A 16,253-nucleotide genomic window follows, 5' to 3' on the forward strand; every position below is an offset into this window, starting at 1 on the left:
GTGAACGCTCGTTTTTCCGTGTTTACCACGGGTGGCGTCATTGCCGAAAATACTGTCATTTCGCAAGCAACCACACAATGCAGTTTTTTGTGTTCTGCGTGGAGCGCAAAACGCTACACGCATATCTTCATTTCCCCATCTGCTCGCGCATGAACCGCTCAACCGCATCCACCAGCTTTGAAGCGGCAAACGACAATTGCCGGTCACCGGCGACGCACAGATCGATGGGTGTGCGGATGCCCGTCCCACCGGCAATCGGGATAATCACCAGTTCGCCGGACCGGCGTTCTCGCGCCACCGTCTGGGCTGGCAGCAGCGTCAAGGCGGCACCGCGCAAGACCAGTTCCCGCTGCATTTCCAGCGATCCCGTCACAAAGACCGGATCAAGCTCCAGACCGGCCTTGGAAAACCAGGCATCGAAGGCCCGGCGAGCGCCATAAGACCCGTCCGGCACCGCCAGCGGAAAGCGGGCAAGATCCGTTATAGACATCTCCGTCATCCGTGCCGCCGGATGATGGCTGGCGGCGATGACATCATAAATGATTTGCGCCCGTGCTCGCACCCGTATGCCCGGATCAGGCTCGGAAAACAGGGTAACAGCCATGTCCGCCTTGGCACTCGATAAGGCCTCCATCGCCTGTCCGGCGCTGGCAATCGTCACCGAAAACCGGATATTGGGATAGACCAGGCTGAAATCAGCCAGAGCCGGTGCCAGCAGATTGGCAACCGTCGCACCGTTTGCGTGGATATTGACGTGGCCGCGCTTCAAGCCCTGGAGATCGTCGATCAACTGGTGAACATGGTTCAACTCCCGCAATGTCTTGCCCGCTCTTGCCGCAAGCAACTCGCCCGCCGCCGTCAACTGGATGCCCCGGCTCGACCGCTCGATCAGCACCGTGCCGAAATAATGCTCCAATTGATCGATCTGGCGGGCAAAGGCGGTCGGCTGCACATTCAGACGCTCGGCAGCGGCCCGCATCGAGCGGGTTCGCACCAGTTCATCGAAATAGATCAGTGCTTTTATCTGCATGCCCGTTCATCCCCACCCCAGCAGAATTGCCAGATTTCTCCACGCCTTCCAAGTCCCGCCTGGGGTGATGTTTTCCCATATTGGCCCTGTCACTCCGTTAAGCGTGCTCGTTGCAGAAGACACAAGCGCGCAACCATTAAAGCCTATTAAATGGGCGAAAATTTCTGTTGACTATATTTTAATCCGGGCATAGCCTGCAAGTGAGCTTCCGATAGTCCACACGGATTTAGGGGCAAACTGGCGACTGGACACCGTTTATTGTCCTGGCCGCCGAACACATGGCTTTGATGCCGCAGGCAAACACGCCCCGCCACTCGTCTTCACGGACGGGCCGGGGCTTTTTTTATGTGCGATTTTGACTGTCAGAGAAAATCGCATGACCAGAGAGACTGCATGACAAGGATGACCGTTCCGATTTCGATCCTGTTCTCGACCACCGGGCCTTATGCGGCACTTGGTCGGGAAGCAGTGGATGGGGCGATGGCGGCCATTGCGCAGATCAATACAGATGCGGCATCTGCTGTTCAAATAGAGGCAAAACTGGCCGATCCCGGTGGCAATGCCGAGCGCTATGGATTGATGGCGGAAGCGGCAACCCGCGACGACGGCTGCAAACATATCATCGGCGCCATCACCTCCTGGAGCCGCAAGGAAATCCTGCCGGTGGTCGAACGGTCCGGCGCCCTGCTCTGGTATGCCTTTCCTTATGAGGGCTATGAAGCCAGCGACAGTGCGCTTTATCTGGGCGCCTGCCCCAACCAGCACCTTCTGCCGCTGTTTGCGCATATCCTGCCACGGTTCGGGCGGCGGCCTTTCATTGTCGGGTCCAATTATATCTGGGGCTGGGAAGTCAGCCGCATCGCCCGGGAACTGACCGAGGCCAGCGGCGGCCAGGTCGTCGCGGATCGTTATATGCCGCTCGGCTCGACCCAGGTCGATCACCTGATTGCCGAAATCCGCCTGAAGCGGCCCGATTTCATCCTGAGCAATCTCGTCGGCCAATCGGCTGCCGCCTTTCTGGCCGCCTATGATGCCCTGCGGCGCGAAGATCCCGCTTTTGGCCCTGAAAACTGTCCGGTCACCGCCTGCAATCTCTGCGAAACCGATCTCGCCGTTCTGGAGCCATCCGCACGGATTGGCCATATCACCACATCTGTTTATTTCCAGGGGCTGGAGAGCGCGGAAAATCAGAAGTTCAAGGCAGGAATCGCACGGCGGCACGGTCAGGACCGCCGCCTGACGACACCTTTCGTTTCCGCCTATACCGCTGTCATGGTTCTGGCACAGGCGATGGCCGATGTGGGCAGCGACATGCCGGAGGCCGTGCGCCATGCCGCCACGAACCGGCTGTTTCGCACCCCGCTTGGGCCATTGAAAATCGACCCCCGCACCCAGCACGCAGCACTTCGTCCGCATATTGCACTTTCGGACCACGATGGTTCTTTCACGGTGTTCCAGAGTGCGGCGGTTCCCATCGAGGCTGATCCCTATCTGGTGCGCAGCCAGCCAAAGCGAATGGAAGACACTCCACCCGCGCCTAAACCCCAGACGTCACCATCGCTGAAGGTGATCAAATGAAGCGGCCCGAACGTCCTCTGCTAGCCAATTGGCATGCAATCATCCTGCATCGCCCGCATCCTTCCGTCGATGCGCTGCAACGCCAGCTCGAACTCCTGCATATCCGGGTGACGGTTGCCTGGCCCCAACTGGACGAGAGCCATGCCGGGGCCGATATCGTGTTTTTCGATGCTGATATGGGCCATGATGGTCAATTTCCCTGGCCAGCCGGCTTTGCGCCGATGCCGATGATTGCGCTGATCGGCTCGGAAACCCCGGGGCGGATCGAATGGGCGTTATCGCAAGGCTCCAATGCCCATCTCCTAAAACCGGTCGGCTCCACCGGCGCCTATAGCGCCCTGTTGATTGCCGCCCACGCCTATCAGGCAGCCCGCAGCCAGGCCGATGACATCCGCAGCCTGGAAAACCGCGTCCGCCAAAGGCCGGTCGTGGTGCATGCCGTACTGGAATTGCTGCGGCAGGGTGCCTGCACCGAGGCTGAGGCCTGGCGCAGATTGCGCATGGTGGCGATGGACTGGGGCATGACCATCGAGGATGCCGCCGAGGCCATCTGCCGCAATGACCGGCATATCGGCGAGTTCCCGATCCCGAAATCCAACTGAAACAGAATTGCAGTCCATAAGGAGTTTTTGCGTGTCGAGTATTGAAGGTTTCGCCCCTTACGGCGAGTATCAGACTTGGTACCGGGTGACCGGCGATATCACCTCCGGCAAGCCGCCGCTGATCGTGGCCCATGGCGGTCCTGGCTGCACCCATGACTATGTCGATAGTTTCAAGGACATCGCCGCAACGGGCCGCGCCGTCATTCATTACGATCAGGTCGGCAATGGCAAATCCACCCATCTGCCCGACAAGGGCGGCGACTTCTGGACGGTGGCGTTTTTCAAGGCGGAACTGCACAACCTGATCGACCATCTGGGCATTCGCAGCGCCTATTGCCTGCTCGGTCAATCCTGGGGCGGCATGCTCGGCGCTGAATTTGCCGTGGACCAGCCCGAAGGACTGAAAGCCCTGGTGATCGCCAATTCCCCCGCCTCGCTGCGCACCTGGGTTTCGGAAGCAAATCGGCTGCGTGAAGCGTTGCCTGCTGACGTGCAGGCGACATTGCTGGCGCACGAACAGGCGGAAACCACCGACAGCGAAGACTATATGAAGGCAACCGATGTCTTCAACCAGCGCCATGTCTGCCGCGTCGTGCCGATGCCAGCAGAAGTGCAGCGTAACTTTGATGCGATTGCCGCCGATCCGACCGTTTATCACACCATGAACGGCCCCAATGAATTCCACGTCATCGGCACCATGAAGGACTGGACAATCGAGGGCAGGCTCTCGACCATCACTGTCCCGACATTGCTGATTTCCGGCCGGTTCGACGAGGCAACAGAAGCCTGCGTGCAGCCCTTCGCCGATGAGATCCCAGATGTGCGCTGGCGGATTTTCGAACAGTCCAGTCACATGCCGCATGTGGAAGAGCGCGACGCCTGCATGGCGGAGGTCAGCACCTTCCTTGACCAGAAAGCGCCCTGATAACGGCCCCGACAAGAGCCGCCAGAATGAACACAACCCAAGAAGAACCAGAGGGAATGAACTCCATGACCAGATTGACCAGCACCTTGTCCTGCAAGGCAGGCACATTTCTCGCAACCTGCCTTCTCGCCCAGACAGCACTTACCGGCCTATCCTATGCGCAGGACCGGGCGGCGCTGATGGCCCAGCATCGCGGCGGCACCATGGTGCTGGCCGCCGTTTCGGCGGCGGGCACCATCGACCCCGCCATCAACTATACCGGCCAATACTGGCAGGTTTTGCAGATGACCAATGACGGCTTGGTCAAGTTCAAGCAGGCCGCCGGCACCGAGGGCTTCAAGATCGTGCCTGATGTAGCCGAAGCCATTCCCGAGCCGCAGGACGATGGCAAGACCTATGTGTTCAAGATCCGCAAGGGCATCATGTTCTCGACCGGGCAGGAGTTGAAGCCATCGGATGTGGTCGCCTCCTTCCAGCGTATCTTCAAGGTCAATGGTCCGACCACTGGCAGTTTTTACAACGGCATTGTCGGCGCCGACAAATGCATTGCCGATGCGGCAAACTGCACGCTTGAAGGTGGCGTGATTGCCGATGATGCGGCTGGCACCGTGACCATACACCTGACCCAGGCGGATTCGGAATTCTTCGACAAGATGGCCGTGCCGCATGCCAGCATCCTGCCAGCCGATACACCCGCCAAGGACGCAGGCACGACGGCCCTGCCTGCCACCGGCCCCTATATGATTGCCAGCTACAACCCGAATGAAAAAATGGTGCTGAAGCGCAATCCGCATTTCAAGGAATGGAGCGTCGATGCCCAGCCGGATGGCTATGCCGACGAAATCGTCTACCAGTTCGGCATGACCGAGGAAGCCACGATCAACGCCATCCAGAACGGTCAGGTCGACTGGATGTTCGACACGCCGCCCGCCGACCGTCTGCCGGAACTGGGCTCGAAATATGCCAAGCAGATGCATATCGATCCGCTGGCCGCCTTCTGGTACCTACCGATGAACACCAATCTGGCACCGTTCAACAATATCAAGGTGCGTCAGGCGGTAAACTATGCGCTCGACCGCGACGCGCTGGTTGGCCTGTTTGGCGGCGATGCACTGGCCTCCCCGACCTGCCAGATCCTGCCGCCGGATTTCCCCGGCTATGCTCCCAATTGCCTTTACACCAAGAACCCCGGCGAAAGCTGGAGCGAGCCGGATATGGACAAGGCCAAGGCACTGATCAAGGAAAGCGGCACGGCTGGCCAGAAGGTAACGATCATTGCCGAGGATAATGCCGTTGGTCGCGGCATTGGCACCTATGTGCAGAGCCTGTTGAACGAGCTTGGCTATGACGCTTCGCTGAAGGCAATCTCGCCGAATATCGAGTTCACCTATATTCAGAACACCAACAACAACGTCCAGATCAGCGTCACGCAGTGGTACATGGATTATCCGGCAGCCTCGGACTTCATCAACGTGCTGCTGTCCTGCGACAGCATTCATCCGGGCAGCGATGCCTCCATCAATATCGCCGGTTACTGCAACAAGGAATTGGACAAGCAGATGCAGGACACGATGGCCCTCTCCATCAAGGACCCAAAAGCCGCTGACGCCAATTGGGCCAAGATCGACAAAGCCTTCATGGAACAGGCACCGCTTGCACCTCTGTTCACGCCAAAGAGCGTCAACTTCACTTCGGCGCGGCTGGGCAACTACCTGTTCAACAAGCAGAACCGCTGGGTGATCTCGCAATCCTGGGTGAAATAAGCTGGTACATCAGGGGCGAGGCGTAAAAAGCCCTGCCCACCCTCCCCTCGTTGGGGAGGGTGGGGAGAAGTCTTTTACCTAAAAAGCCTCCTCCCCTCCATTTCCTCCATGACCGAGCTTGAAGAGAAGCGCAGATGAACGATGTGTCGGAAGGCATGGCCAGCCATGCCCAATCCAATCGAGAGCCTGAACCGCAGGCCCCCAGAAAAGCCGGTGGCGCCGGACCATGGCGGCGGGCGTGGCGTTTGCTGCGTGGCGACCGATCAGCGATCGCAGCGGCCTTTGTGCTGCTGGTCATCATCGCCTCCAGCCTCGCCGCCCCGCTCTATGCCTCGATGGTATCGGGCACCGACCCATTCCGCTCCAATCTCAGCGGCAGGGTGACAATCGACGGTCAGCGGGTGAAGGTTATGCAGGCATCTACCGAAGGCCTTGGCCTGGGCGTTACCCCCATCGGGCCAACCCTCAAAGGGCCGTATTTTCTGGGTGCCGATAGTCAGGGCCGCGATGTTGCTGCCCGCCTGCTCTATGGCGGGCGCAATTCGCTGCTGATATCGGCATCGTCAACCTTGATCTGTCTGGTGCTGGCCGCAATCGTCGGGATTTCGGCTGGCTTCTTCGGCGGCGTCACCGATATGGTTCTGTCGCGCATTCTCGATATTCTCTGGGCCTTCCCGGTCTATCTTCTGGCGATTTCGCTGTCCATCGTGCTGATTTCGCAAGGCATTACCATCGGCCCCATCGAGATCAATTCCAGCAGCCTGCTGCTGCCCATCGGCATTATCGGCATTATCTACGTGCCTTACGTGGCGCGTCCGGTGCGCGGGCGGGTGCTTTCGCTCAAAAACAGCGAATTCGTGCTGGCAGCCATCGGTCTTGGCATTCCCAAATGGCGCATCCTGATCAAGGACATCTTGCCGAATGTCTCGACCACACTGATCGTCTTCATTCCGCTGATGATGGCGCTGAACATTATCACCGAATCCTCGCTGTCCTTCCTCTCCATCGGCGTGCAGGCCCCGGATGCCAGCTGGGGAACAATCATCCAGGATGGCCAGGGGCTGCTTTACACCCGCCCGCTGGTGGCCCTGGCGCCGGGCATTGCCATTGTGCTCTGCGTGCTGGCGCTCAACGTGCTGGGTGACAGCGTGCGCGATGCACTCGACCCGCGCACCAAAGTGATTTGAGGAGCCCCCGATGATTTACGCCCTCATTCAACGTTTCGCCCAGATGATCTTCGTGTTGTTCGGCATTTCGGCGCTGGTCTTCCTGATCTTTTTCGCCACGCCGGGCGCTGATCCTGCCGCCCGTATTGCCGGACGCAATGCCTCGCCGGAAACCGTCCAGGCAATCCGCAAGGAATTCGGCTTCGACCGACCGCTGCCGGTGCAATACGGCATCATGATGAAACGGCTGTTCATCACCCAGGATCTCGCATCCTTCGTCAATCGCGGCATGAAGGTGGTGCCGGAAGTGACGGCGGCCGCCCCCGTGACCCTATCGCTGGTGTTCGGCGCCGCCGTGCTCTGGGTGATCGGCGGGATCGCGGTCGGGGTGATTGCCGCCATGGCGCGGGACACCGCGCTGGATCGCGGGCTGATGGTGCTGGCACTGATCGGTGTTTCCATGCCGGTCTACTGGTTGGGCGAGGTGATGAACCTGATCTCCCAGAACCGCTTCCACGACACGATCTTCTTCTCATGGGTACCATCGCTTGGCTACAAGCCGTTTTTCACCGACCCAGCTGGCTGGTTCAAGACGCTGATCATCCCATGGTGTACCTTGGCAGCACTTTATATCGGCATCTATGGCCGGGTGCTGCGGGCCACACTGGTCGAATCCTATCAGGAGGATTTCATCCGCACCGCCCGCGCCAAGGGTCTCAGCCCATCGCGGGTCATGCTGCACCATGCGCTGCGTACCTCGCTCATTCCGTTCGTCACCATGTTCGGGCTGGATTTTGGTGCGCTGGTCGGTGGCTCGGCGCTGCTGACGGAAGTGGTGTTCGGGCTGAACGGCGTCGGGCGCCTGACCTATCAGGCCCTGCTCAATCTCGATCTGCCGATGATCCTTGGCACTGTGATCTACGCCTCGTTCTTCGTCGTCATCGCCAATGCCCTTGTTGATGTCGTCTATGTGCTGATCGATCCGCGCGTGCGGGGAAGCTGAAAATGACCCAGACCGAAAAACCCCTATTGCTTGATGTCAACGGCCTCAGCGTCTCCTTCGCCACTGATCGCGGCTATGTGCGGGCGGTGCGCGACGTGTCCTTTAGCGTGCGCGAAGGCGAAATCCTGTCTGTTGTCGGCGAATCCGGCTCCGGCAAATCAGTGACCCTCTTGTCACTGCTCGGCCTGCATGACCGCAAGACCACGCGGGTGGACGGCACCGTCACCTTTCGCGGCCAGCGCATTCTGGAAATGTCGGCAAGCCAGATGCGGCGCATTCGCGGCAAGCAGATCGGCCTGATTTCCCAGGACCCGATGACGGCACTGAACCCGGTGAAATCAGTGGGCTGGCAGATCGCCGAACAGATCCGCGCCCATGAGCCGATCTCGGCACGGGCGGCACGGCTGCGGGCCATCGAACTGTTGGGTGAAGTCGGCCTGTCCAATCCAGGTGAAGCGGTGGACCGCTATCCGCATCAGCTTTCCGGCGGCATGCGCCAGCGTGTCGTCATCGCCATGGCGCTCTCCTGTAGCCCGGCGCTGCTGGTGGCCGACGAGCCGACGACGGCGCTGGACGTGACGGTGCAGGCGCAGGTGCTCGACCTGTTGATCCGTTTGCGCAAGGATTTCGGCTCGGCCATCATTCTCATCACCCATGACATGGGCGTGGTCGCAGAAGTCGCTGACCGGGTGGCGGTGATGTATGCGGGCCGCATTGTTGAACGCGGCACGACCGACCAGATCTTCTCGACACCGATGCATCCCTATAGCTGGGGCCTGATGGCCTCGATCCCGCCTTTGACAGGGCCACGCCTGAAGCGCTTGAAATCCATTCCCGGCATGCCCCCCACGCCAGACAGCCTGACGGAGGGCTGCGGTTTTGCACCGCGCTGTATGTTTGCGCGGGAGGACTGCGCAGCACATCCGCCATTGCGGCGCATGGGAGAGCATTCGGCACTCTGCGTGCTGGACGGGCCGGAGCGTGAGGCCCTTCGCCAAGACATCCTGCCGCTGGAGACCCTGGCATGAGCGAGACATCTCACACCACGCCCCTGCTCTCGACGCAGGATCTCACCAAGAGTTTCACTGTCGGTAAGACCATGCGTCCCGGCTCCGGCAAACTGCTGCGCGCCGTCGAAGGCATCAGCCTCGATGTCTATCCCACCGAAACCCTTGGGCTTGTCGGAGAATCCGGCTCCGGAAAATCGACGCTCGGACGCTGTCTGACACGCCTTTACGATGTCAGCGGCGGCTCGCTGACGTTTGACGGACAGGACATTACCAAGGTGGACGGCAAGGCGCTGAAATCGGTGCGGCGCAAGATGCAGATGATTTTCCAGGACCCCTCCGCCTCGCTCAATCCGCGCCGCAAGGTGCGCGATGTGCTGAGCGAAGTGCTGAAGGTTCACAAGATCCGCGAGGGCGCCGCGATCGAGGACCGGTTGGCCGAGCTGATGGATCTCGTCGGGCTCCGGCGCGAGTATCTGGATCGCTATCCGCATGAGTTTTCCGGCGGCCAGCGCCAGCGGATCGGCGTTGCCCGGGCCTTGGCGGTCGAGCCGAAGATGATTGTCGCCGACGAGCCGGTCTCGGCGCTCGATGTGTCGGTGCAGGCGCAGATCGTCAACCTGTTCAGCGATTTGCGCGAAAAGCTCGACCTCACCTATGTGTTCATTGCCCATGATCTGGCCGTGGTGCGGCAGGTCTCAACGCGGGTGGCGGTGATGTATCTCGGCTCCATCGTCGAAATCGGCGAAACGGATGCACTCTATGCCAATCCCAGCCATCCCTATACCCAGGCGCTGCTCTCTGCCATTCCGCAGCCACATAAGCGTGACAAGCGCGAACGCATCCTGCTGACTGGCGAAATTCCAAGCCCGCTCAACCCACCAAGCGGCTGCAAGTTTTCCACCCGCTGTCCTTATGCGAAGGATATCTGCCGCGACCTGCGGCCACCGCTGACGCCTGTCTCGACAGAGCGCAAGGTCGCCTGTCATTTTCCGCTGGATTGAAGAAAAGGGAGCCTGCCATGTGCATCGCCTGCACCCACACCATCCACCGCGCCCAGCATCACTTTGGCTGGGACAAGGATTTCAAACCGGCGCTGGTCGCAAAACCCGGCGAAACAATCCTCTTTGAATGCATGGATGCCTCCGGCGGGCAGCTCGACGCAAATGCAACTCCTGCGAGCCTTGCGACCCTGGATTTCGCCGGGATCAACCCGGTGTCCGGCCCGGTTTATATCGAGGGCGCCATGCCCGGCGATGTCATCAAGGTCTCGATCCGCAAGTTTCATCCCTCCGGCCTCGGCTGGACCGCAAATATTCCAGGCTTCGGCCTGCTGGCCGATCAGTTCAAGGACCCGGCCCTGCATGTCTGGCACTATGATGCGGTGTCCATGGCCCCTGCCCTTTACGGCCCAGGCGGCAAGGTGCCGCTGAAACCCTTCGCCGGAACCATCGGGCTTGCGCCAGCCGACCCCGGTCCGCACTCGGTCGTGCCACCGCGCCGGGTTGGCGGCAATCTCGATATTCGCGATCTCTCCGCGGGCGTGACGCTTTATTTGCCGGTTGAGGTCGAGGGCGGATTGTTCTCGGTCGGCGATACCCATGCCGCCCAGGGCGATGGCGAAGTGTGCGGCACCGCTATCGAAAGCCGGATGGATGTGGAATTGACACTGGATCTGGTGAAGGGCATGACCCTGCAAAGCCCGCGCTTTACCGTCACCGAACCCGTCACCCGGCATCTGGACGGCGCGGGCTATGAAGTGACAACCGGCATCGGCCCTGACCTGATGACCGGCGCCCGGGAGGCCGTAATGCGGATGGTCGATCTTCTCGCCGACGAACACGGCATGGCCCCGGTCGATGCCTATCTGCTTTGCTCGGTCTGCGGCGATCTCAGGATCAGCGAAGTGGTCGATATGCCGAACTGGGTGGTGAGCTTTTATTTTCCCCGAATCGTTTTTGCCTGATGGCATGGTGAAGGCCGCACAAGCAGCCTTCATCAATGTCTTCTCGTATCAACTATTGGTCAGCAGCTTGCCGCCCTGTTCCATGCTTTCACGGCTTCCGGCATATTCGAAGGGGAAGACCGAGAAGGCCCGGTTAGACTGATAGAGATCACCGATCACCTCAATCAGGCCGGACACCTCTTCCGGCTCTGGCAGGAACTCGGTCGGATACATCCAGTGCATGATCCGCTTCAGGCAATAGCCAAGCCAGCCCGATCCGTCCGGCAGTGAGCCAGGCATGCCACCAGCATTGGCCACAGCAAACTGGATGCAGCAGGCGGCAGCATTCAGGCTGCAATAACGGTCCGTCAATGCATAGAAATTGGCGCTGTTGGAAAATCCGCGACCAAGTCTCGCCTGATCGTCACGCCGGGCCTGATCCAGCTTGACGACCTCATCCATCACGCTCAATGCCAGCGCATATTCGCTCTCCGACACCAGCGGCTTCAACTCGCGCAGCGCATCGGGAAGGCCAGCCAGGCTGATATCGTCGCCATTGCCGGACAGACCGAGCTTGCTCCAGCGCGGCGGCCCCACAGGACGGCGGATATCGTAGATATCATCCAGCAACGCCCGGCGCGCTGCATCAAACGGCTGTTCATGAGCAGCCAGCGCCTTGCCAAGAGCCAGTTCCATCTGGCTGCCGACGACGCGCATATTCACATAGCTATTGCCATCGACAAAGCCCGTCATGCCGATATCACGCAGTAGCTTCTGGAAGACGCCATGGCCGAAGCCATCACGCATGTAGAAGCGGGCGCCGATCACTGTTGCCAGGCTTTGCAGCGATTGTTCCAGCCGCTTCGGCACCAGATACTTGGAAATCGACGAATAGAGGAAAAGCTGGCGGGGCAGGCAATGCACCAGCCGGGTCGCAGAGGCGACCATGATTTCCGAAATCATCAGATCAGCATAGGCATCGGCGATCTGGCGACGGCTGACCGGCAATTCGATCACCTTCTGGTTGCCATAGAGGCTTCGGTTGGCAGCAAAGCCATAAGCCAGCCGCAAGCCGGTATCGACAGCGCCGAGGCACATGGCAGCCACGCCAAGCCGCAGGGATTGCTGGCTTTTCAGCGACACTTCCAGCCCGGCACCTTCGCGGCCAAGCACCTGACCAACCGGCACCTTGGCATCTTCATAGCGCACCCCGCCCAGCGGCAGACCGCGCACGCCGTAAAGACGCTCATTGGGCAGAACCCGGTAATTCTTGCGCTCAAGATGGCTGCGGTCAACGATCAGCATGGTGTGAGAGACCGGCGAAATCGCCTCGTCCGTGCGGGCGTGAACAATCATCGCACCGGCCCGGTCGGCAAAACCAATCGGCCATTTCTCGCCGTTGACGCGGTAGAACTCACCATCCTTGATCGCCGTGGTCTCGTTGGTGAGAAGATCGCTACCATGACGGCCTTCGCTCAACCCCCAGGAAATCGAGCCACCGGAGGCGACGAAGCGTCCATATTCGCGGATCTGCTCTTCCGTGCCGCAGGTGACAATCGCCAGATAGCCGATGAACGGCAGGATGGCGATGGTTGCCAGCGTCATATCGCGGCGGGCAATGGCCCGGTACATTTGCAGGGATTCCGGATAGGAAAACATCATGCCGCCAGCACCTTCCGGCACCAGCCATTGGCTGATGCTTTCGCCCACCAGCGCATCATAGGGACGGGCCGGGAACCGCTCTGCTTCGTCATCGGCCATGATCTGCGCGAAGGAGGCCGGTGCTGCCGTATCCCACGGATCGCCCATGGCCAGATCCAGCTGCCGCAATGTCGCCAGGACCTCGGCAGACCCTTTTTTCTTCACCTCGGGAAATAGCATCTGAAACTCCTGATCAAAATGTCTTGCGTGGCCCTGTCGAGACCACCTGAAAAAACGTGAAAAATCATCGACCGCTGCTAAACCGCAGCGTGCCGTCTTTCATCACCATAAACGTCTTCACCAGCCCCCATCGCCTCTGCAAGACGATGCCAAGCCGCCTGATAGAACCGATCTTCTCCGCCGAAGGCATAGCGATCACCGGCCAGCAGCAGGCGTTGCAGCATGAAGGGCAGAAGCGCGTCCCCACCCTCAGCCAGTGCCGATAGCGCGCAGCAGGACACGGCATAGAGCCTTGCAAATTGCGCCCCGGCATTGACGGCTTCCGGCCGTTCGCCCTGGCGCAGGGCCAGCAATTCCGCCATGCCCTCTTCCAGGCTGGCAAAGCGTGCCTCAGCCTGATGCAGCGCCTCCACCACCGCACGGTCCTGCTCGGTTGCCGCGTTGGCAAACCGCTCGGCAAGGCCGGGCAACAGATCCGTCAATGGCTCGCCTGCCCTGTTCAGCATCGGCACCTTGGCAAGCACCATGGCCGGGCAAGGCGACGATGGTGACAATTCCGCCTGCAATTGCGCAAACAGCGCATCCGCAAGACCCGGCTCCAGCTTGGTGCGGCGCTTGGTCAGACTGGGCAATTGATTGGCCAACATGCCGAGGTTAACCTGCGGATTGATATCCATATATTGCGCCACTTCACCGTCACGGCGCAATTTCTGAAGGATCGCCGAGACCGGCTCCTGCGCCAGCACCGACCGAGCACCCAGGGCTGCCATCAGGCTGGTGAAAATCCGGCTGCTGAATTCCTGGGCGATCTGTTTGGCGACCGCCGCCGCCACCGGAAAATGCTGCGGACGGAAAGACGCGAAGCGGGCCGCAGCCTTGGCAACGCTATCCATGATCCGGTAATCGGCATAGGCACCGGCCAGTAGGAAATGCTGGTGCGGATGGCCGCCATTGGCCTGCTTGGCTATCTCCCCATAGGTTAGCCGCAAGGCGCTTTCGCAGGGGCCGAGCATGGCACCGATCGACAGAAGCTTGATGACGGATTCGGCGCGAAACACCAGTTCGATGCCTTCGCCTTCGCCACCCACCCGGTTTGCGACATTGACGCAGGCCACATCGATATCGACATCGGCAACATCGATGCCGCGCATGCCGGACAGCTCTGCGCGCGGATGCGGCAGGGTGGATTCCCATTGCGGCTGCCGGTCGATCAGAAACAGCGAAAAGGCCGCCGGTCCGCCTGCACCCGTCTTGGCCATGACCATCAAGGCCCGCGCCTTTTCGGCCTGGCCGACCAGCCATTTGCGGCCATTGATCACATACCAGTCACCCTGACGGTCCGCCTTTGTCTGGTTGTTGATCAGATCGCTGCGAATGCCGGGTTCGTTGACGGCAAGGGCAACGCTGTGGCCCGCAAGCAGCCAGTCCGACAGGATCTTGCGCTGCGCCTCGGTGCCAGCCAGATCAAGCACCGTGATCGCCCCGATGGAATACATCAGCCGGGGCATCAGCGATGGATTGCGGCCCGCCAGAAGGCGCGCCATTTCAAGCACGGCTTCCAGATCCACCAATTCCCCGCCCGTCTTCCAATGGGCTGGAATGATCTGCCGGATAAAGCCGGACTCGACCAGCGCCGTGGCCTGGAGGTCAAGACTATCGCCGTCAAGATCGGCCTTCACGGCAGTGGCGAAGGAAAAGGGGTGGTCGTCTTCAAGCGGATCACCCAACAGCGTCCGCAACCGGTCGAGATAGAAGGCGGATGTTGTCATAGCGGCGCAATCTCATAGGACATCGGATGGGGGAAGCGCACACCGGCCATGGCCAGCCAATGCAGCCGCGTCTCAAAGGCCGCGCCCTGTAACAGATGAGTGGCGACATCCACCACGCAGCGTCGCTCCGGCTGTTCCAGATAGGTGCCAGCCGTCCATTCGTTGAAGTCACCAATCGCCGGGCCGCTCCAGATCTGGTAGTCGATCTGGCGGCCTTCTTCCCCGGCATTGGCCCAATGGGATGCCTTGCCGAGATAGGCGCGAAACACCAGCGCCATCTTACGCTTCGGATCGGCCTCTGCCTCCGTGACCTGTTTGGGGTCGCGGCCAATGAAATAATCCGCCGTCATCCGCCAGACATCGGCAAGGCTTTGCTTGAACAGCTTCTGCTCCAGTTCCTGCACCACTGGTTCAGGCAGGGCATCCAGACTGTCATAGCGGCGATAGAGATCGTAGAGCATCTTGGCGCGGCTGGCGAACAGCGTGCCACGCTTCAACACCTGCAACTCCACCCCCAGCTCGAACATATCAGCAGCCGGTGCCATGGTCGTATCGGCAAAGCCGCATTTGGCCAGAAGGGCGCGCACCGAAGGCGATGAGCCGGATTCCTGGCAGGCCTGATTGACCGACCCGGTCACCACATAGGCGGCACCCGTTGCAAAGGCGGCGGCAATTGCCTTGGGAGAGCCAAGCCCACCACCGACACCGATGCGGATCGGCTTGGCATAGCCATTTTTCTCGGCCACTTTCTGCGCCTGCCGCAGCAGGATCGGCAGCAGCACGACCAGCGGCCTGCGGTCGGTATGCCCACCGGAATCGGCTTCAGCCGTAATGTCGTCGGCAATCGGCACCTGGGCAGCCAACGCGGCCTGCTCCTCGCTGATCGCGCCTTGGGCCAGCAGCTTTTTCAAGATGTTTTCCGGCGCTGGCTCCATAAAGACCGAGGCCACTTCCGAGCGTGAGACCTTGGCGATCAGCCGATGGCCGATATCGATGCTGCCATCGTCGCGGCGGCGAAGGCCAAGCGCCCGGTAGCGCACCAGTGCTGGCGTCAGCCCCATGAAGGCGGAGGCTTCGACAATGGTGACACCGTAGCGCAGCAGAATATCGATCAGGCCGTTTTCCATGGCCGGTTCGCTGGGGCTATGGATGAGATTGACCGAAAACGGCGCACCCTGAAGCGCTGAGGTAATCTTTGCCAGCGCCTGATCGACCTGTTCCAGCCGGACACCGCCCGCACCATAACTTGCCAGAAAACCCTGCTGCGCCAGCGCAATGACCAGGTCCGGCGAAGCGATGCCATTGGCCATCGCGCCTGCCATATAGGGGAAGCGCAGATCGTAGCGGGCCAGGAAATCCGGGTCCCCCAGCGCACTTGGCGCCAGGGCGGGATAGCGGCAGACCACTTTGAAACCGGCTTCCAGCGGCTCCAGTTCCGAGGTCACCCCAAGCCGGGTGCCATCGCTGACCACGGAGCCAGGTTGATCCAATTTCTGCAATTGCCGACGGATTGACGGGGTATCCCAGACAATAGCGGGTGTTGCGGAGGCGTCTTCAAATCGTGCATTGATTGTCATCATATCC

General features: G+C 60.3%; 13 protein-coding genes. 9 read left to right on the forward strand and 4 right to left on the reverse strand.

All coding sequences use genetic code 11. The features are described from left to right. Positions 1-127: 127 nt before the first annotated feature. Positions 128-1,030, reverse strand: coding sequence for a LysR family transcriptional regulator (locus H1Y61_RS18040; RefSeq protein WP_174112588.1), 903 nt, complete (start codon positions 1,028-1,030; stop codon positions 128-130). A 393-nt stretch (positions 1,031-1,423) separates the two neighbouring features. Here H1Y61_RS18040 and H1Y61_RS18045 point away from each other — a divergent pair, with 393 nt between their 5' ends. The 9 genes from H1Y61_RS18045 (at position 1,424) to H1Y61_RS18085 (ending at position 11,040) form a co-directional block, all read left to right on the forward strand. Beyond that, positions 1,424-2,608, forward strand: a complete 1,185-nt coding sequence (locus H1Y61_RS18045; protein ID WP_180574932.1) for a transporter substrate-binding protein — start codon at positions 1,424-1,426, stop codon at positions 2,606-2,608. Next, positions 2,605-3,210, forward strand: a complete 606-nt coding sequence (locus H1Y61_RS18050; RefSeq protein ID WP_156537252.1) for an ANTAR domain-containing response regulator — start codon at positions 2,605-2,607, stop codon at positions 3,208-3,210. The genes H1Y61_RS18045 and H1Y61_RS18050 overlap by 4 nt, the downstream gene beginning before the upstream one ends. Before the next feature lie 31 nt (positions 3,211-3,241). Beyond that, positions 3,242-4,135 (forward strand): proline iminopeptidase-family hydrolase, encoded by an 894-nt coding sequence (locus H1Y61_RS18055; protein ID WP_180574933.1) that lies wholly within the window; start codon positions 3,242-3,244, stop codon positions 4,133-4,135. A gap of 65 nt (positions 4,136-4,200) precedes the next feature. Further along, positions 4,201-5,898 carry an ABC transporter substrate-binding protein gene (locus H1Y61_RS18060; protein WP_235680930.1) on the forward strand — a complete coding sequence of 566 codons (1,698 nt, stop codon included), beginning with the start codon at positions 4,201-4,203 and terminating at the stop codon, positions 5,896-5,898. Positions 5,899-6,053: 155 nt separating this feature from the next. Next, positions 6,054-7,085, forward strand: a complete 1,032-nt coding sequence (locus H1Y61_RS18065; RefSeq protein WP_409364001.1) for an ABC transporter permease — start codon at positions 6,054-6,056, stop codon at positions 7,083-7,085. 10 nt (positions 7,086-7,095) lie between these two features. Continuing rightward, on the forward strand, positions 7,096-8,067 hold the full coding sequence (locus tag H1Y61_RS18070; protein WP_174112584.1) for an ABC transporter permease: 972 nt from the start codon (positions 7,096-7,098) through the stop codon (positions 8,065-8,067). Positions 8,068-8,069: 2 nt separating this feature from the next. Then, positions 8,070-9,095: an ABC transporter ATP-binding protein gene (locus tag H1Y61_RS18075; protein WP_180574935.1), complete on the forward strand. Its 1,026-nt coding sequence runs from the start codon at positions 8,070-8,072 to the stop codon at positions 9,093-9,095. Then, a complete protein-coding gene (locus H1Y61_RS18080) occupies positions 9,092-10,078 on the forward strand; it encodes an ABC transporter ATP-binding protein (RefSeq protein ID WP_180574936.1) in 987 nt (328 codons plus the stop codon). Before H1Y61_RS18075 ends, H1Y61_RS18080 begins: the two co-directional genes overlap by 4 nt. 17 nt (positions 10,079-10,095) lie before the next feature. Next, the gene (locus H1Y61_RS18085; RefSeq protein ID WP_180574937.1) at positions 10,096-11,040 is read left to right on the forward strand and encodes an acetamidase/formamidase family protein; all 945 of its coding nucleotides are present in this window, start codon (positions 10,096-10,098) and stop codon (positions 11,038-11,040) included. Positions 11,041-11,088: 48 nt separating this feature from the next. Here the strand turns inward: H1Y61_RS18085 and H1Y61_RS18090 are convergent, their stop codons facing one another. The 3 genes from H1Y61_RS18090 to H1Y61_RS18100 all read right to left on the reverse strand — a co-directional run bounded on the left by H1Y61_RS18090 (position 11,089) and on the right by H1Y61_RS18100 (position 16,246). Further along, complete coding sequence (locus tag H1Y61_RS18090; protein WP_180574938.1) at positions 11,089-12,900, reverse strand: acyl-CoA dehydrogenase family protein; 1,812 nt, start codon at positions 12,898-12,900, stop codon at positions 11,089-11,091. A 77-nt stretch (positions 12,901-12,977) separates the two neighbouring features. Beyond that, positions 12,978-14,669 carry an acyl-CoA dehydrogenase family protein gene (locus tag H1Y61_RS18095; RefSeq protein ID WP_180574939.1) on the reverse strand — a complete coding sequence of 564 codons (1,692 nt, stop codon included), beginning with the start codon at positions 14,667-14,669 and terminating at the stop codon, positions 12,978-12,980. Then, on the reverse strand, positions 14,666-16,246 hold the full coding sequence (locus H1Y61_RS18100; protein WP_180574940.1) for a PfaD family polyunsaturated fatty acid/polyketide biosynthesis protein: 1,581 nt from the start codon (positions 16,244-16,246) through the stop codon (positions 14,666-14,668). Before H1Y61_RS18100 ends, H1Y61_RS18095 begins: the two co-directional genes overlap by 4 nt. Between the last annotated feature and the right edge of the window lie 7 nt (positions 16,247-16,253).

The sequence above is a fragment of the Agrobacterium vitis genome, assembly GCF_013426735.1.
GTDB classification, from domain to species: domain Bacteria; phylum Pseudomonadota; class Alphaproteobacteria; order Rhizobiales; family Rhizobiaceae; genus Allorhizobium; species Allorhizobium vitis_D.

What these genes read in the sequence shown, in the direction of transcription:
- H1Y61_RS18040 (WP_174112588.1), bottom strand. Translation starts at nt 1,030, where the DNA reads ATGCAGATAAAAGCACTGATCTATTTCGATGAACTGGTGCGAACCCGC.
- H1Y61_RS18045 (WP_180574932.1), top strand. Translation starts at nt 1,424, where the DNA reads ATGACAAGGATGACCGTTCCGATTTCGATCCTGTTCTCGACCACCGGG.
- H1Y61_RS18050 (WP_156537252.1), top strand. Translation starts at nt 2,605, where the DNA reads ATGAAGCGGCCCGAACGTCCTCTGCTAGCCAATTGGCATGCAATCATC.
- H1Y61_RS18060 (WP_235680930.1), top strand. Translation starts at nt 4,201, where the DNA reads ATGACCAGATTGACCAGCACCTTGTCCTGCAAGGCAGGCACATTTCTC.
- H1Y61_RS18065 (WP_409364001.1), top strand. Translation starts at nt 6,054, where the DNA reads ATGGCCAGCCATGCCCAATCCAATCGAGAGCCTGAACCGCAGGCCCCC.
- H1Y61_RS18070 (WP_174112584.1), top strand. Translation starts at nt 7,096, where the DNA reads ATGATTTACGCCCTCATTCAACGTTTCGCCCAGATGATCTTCGTGTTG.
- H1Y61_RS18075 (WP_180574935.1), top strand. Translation starts at nt 8,070, where the DNA reads ATGACCCAGACCGAAAAACCCCTATTGCTTGATGTCAACGGCCTCAGC.
- H1Y61_RS18080 (WP_180574936.1), top strand. Translation starts at nt 9,092, where the DNA reads ATGAGCGAGACATCTCACACCACGCCCCTGCTCTCGACGCAGGATCTC.
- H1Y61_RS18085 (WP_180574937.1), top strand. Translation starts at nt 10,096, where the DNA reads ATGTGCATCGCCTGCACCCACACCATCCACCGCGCCCAGCATCACTTT.
- H1Y61_RS18090 (WP_180574938.1), bottom strand. Translation starts at nt 12,900, where the DNA reads ATGCTATTTCCCGAGGTGAAGAAAAAAGGGTCTGCCGAGGTCCTGGCG.
- H1Y61_RS18095 (WP_180574939.1), bottom strand. Translation starts at nt 14,669, where the DNA reads ATGACAACATCCGCCTTCTATCTCGACCGGTTGCGGACGCTGTTGGGT.
- H1Y61_RS18100 (WP_180574940.1), bottom strand. Translation starts at nt 16,246, where the DNA reads ATGACAATCAATGCACGATTTGAAGACGCCTCCGCAACACCCGCTATT.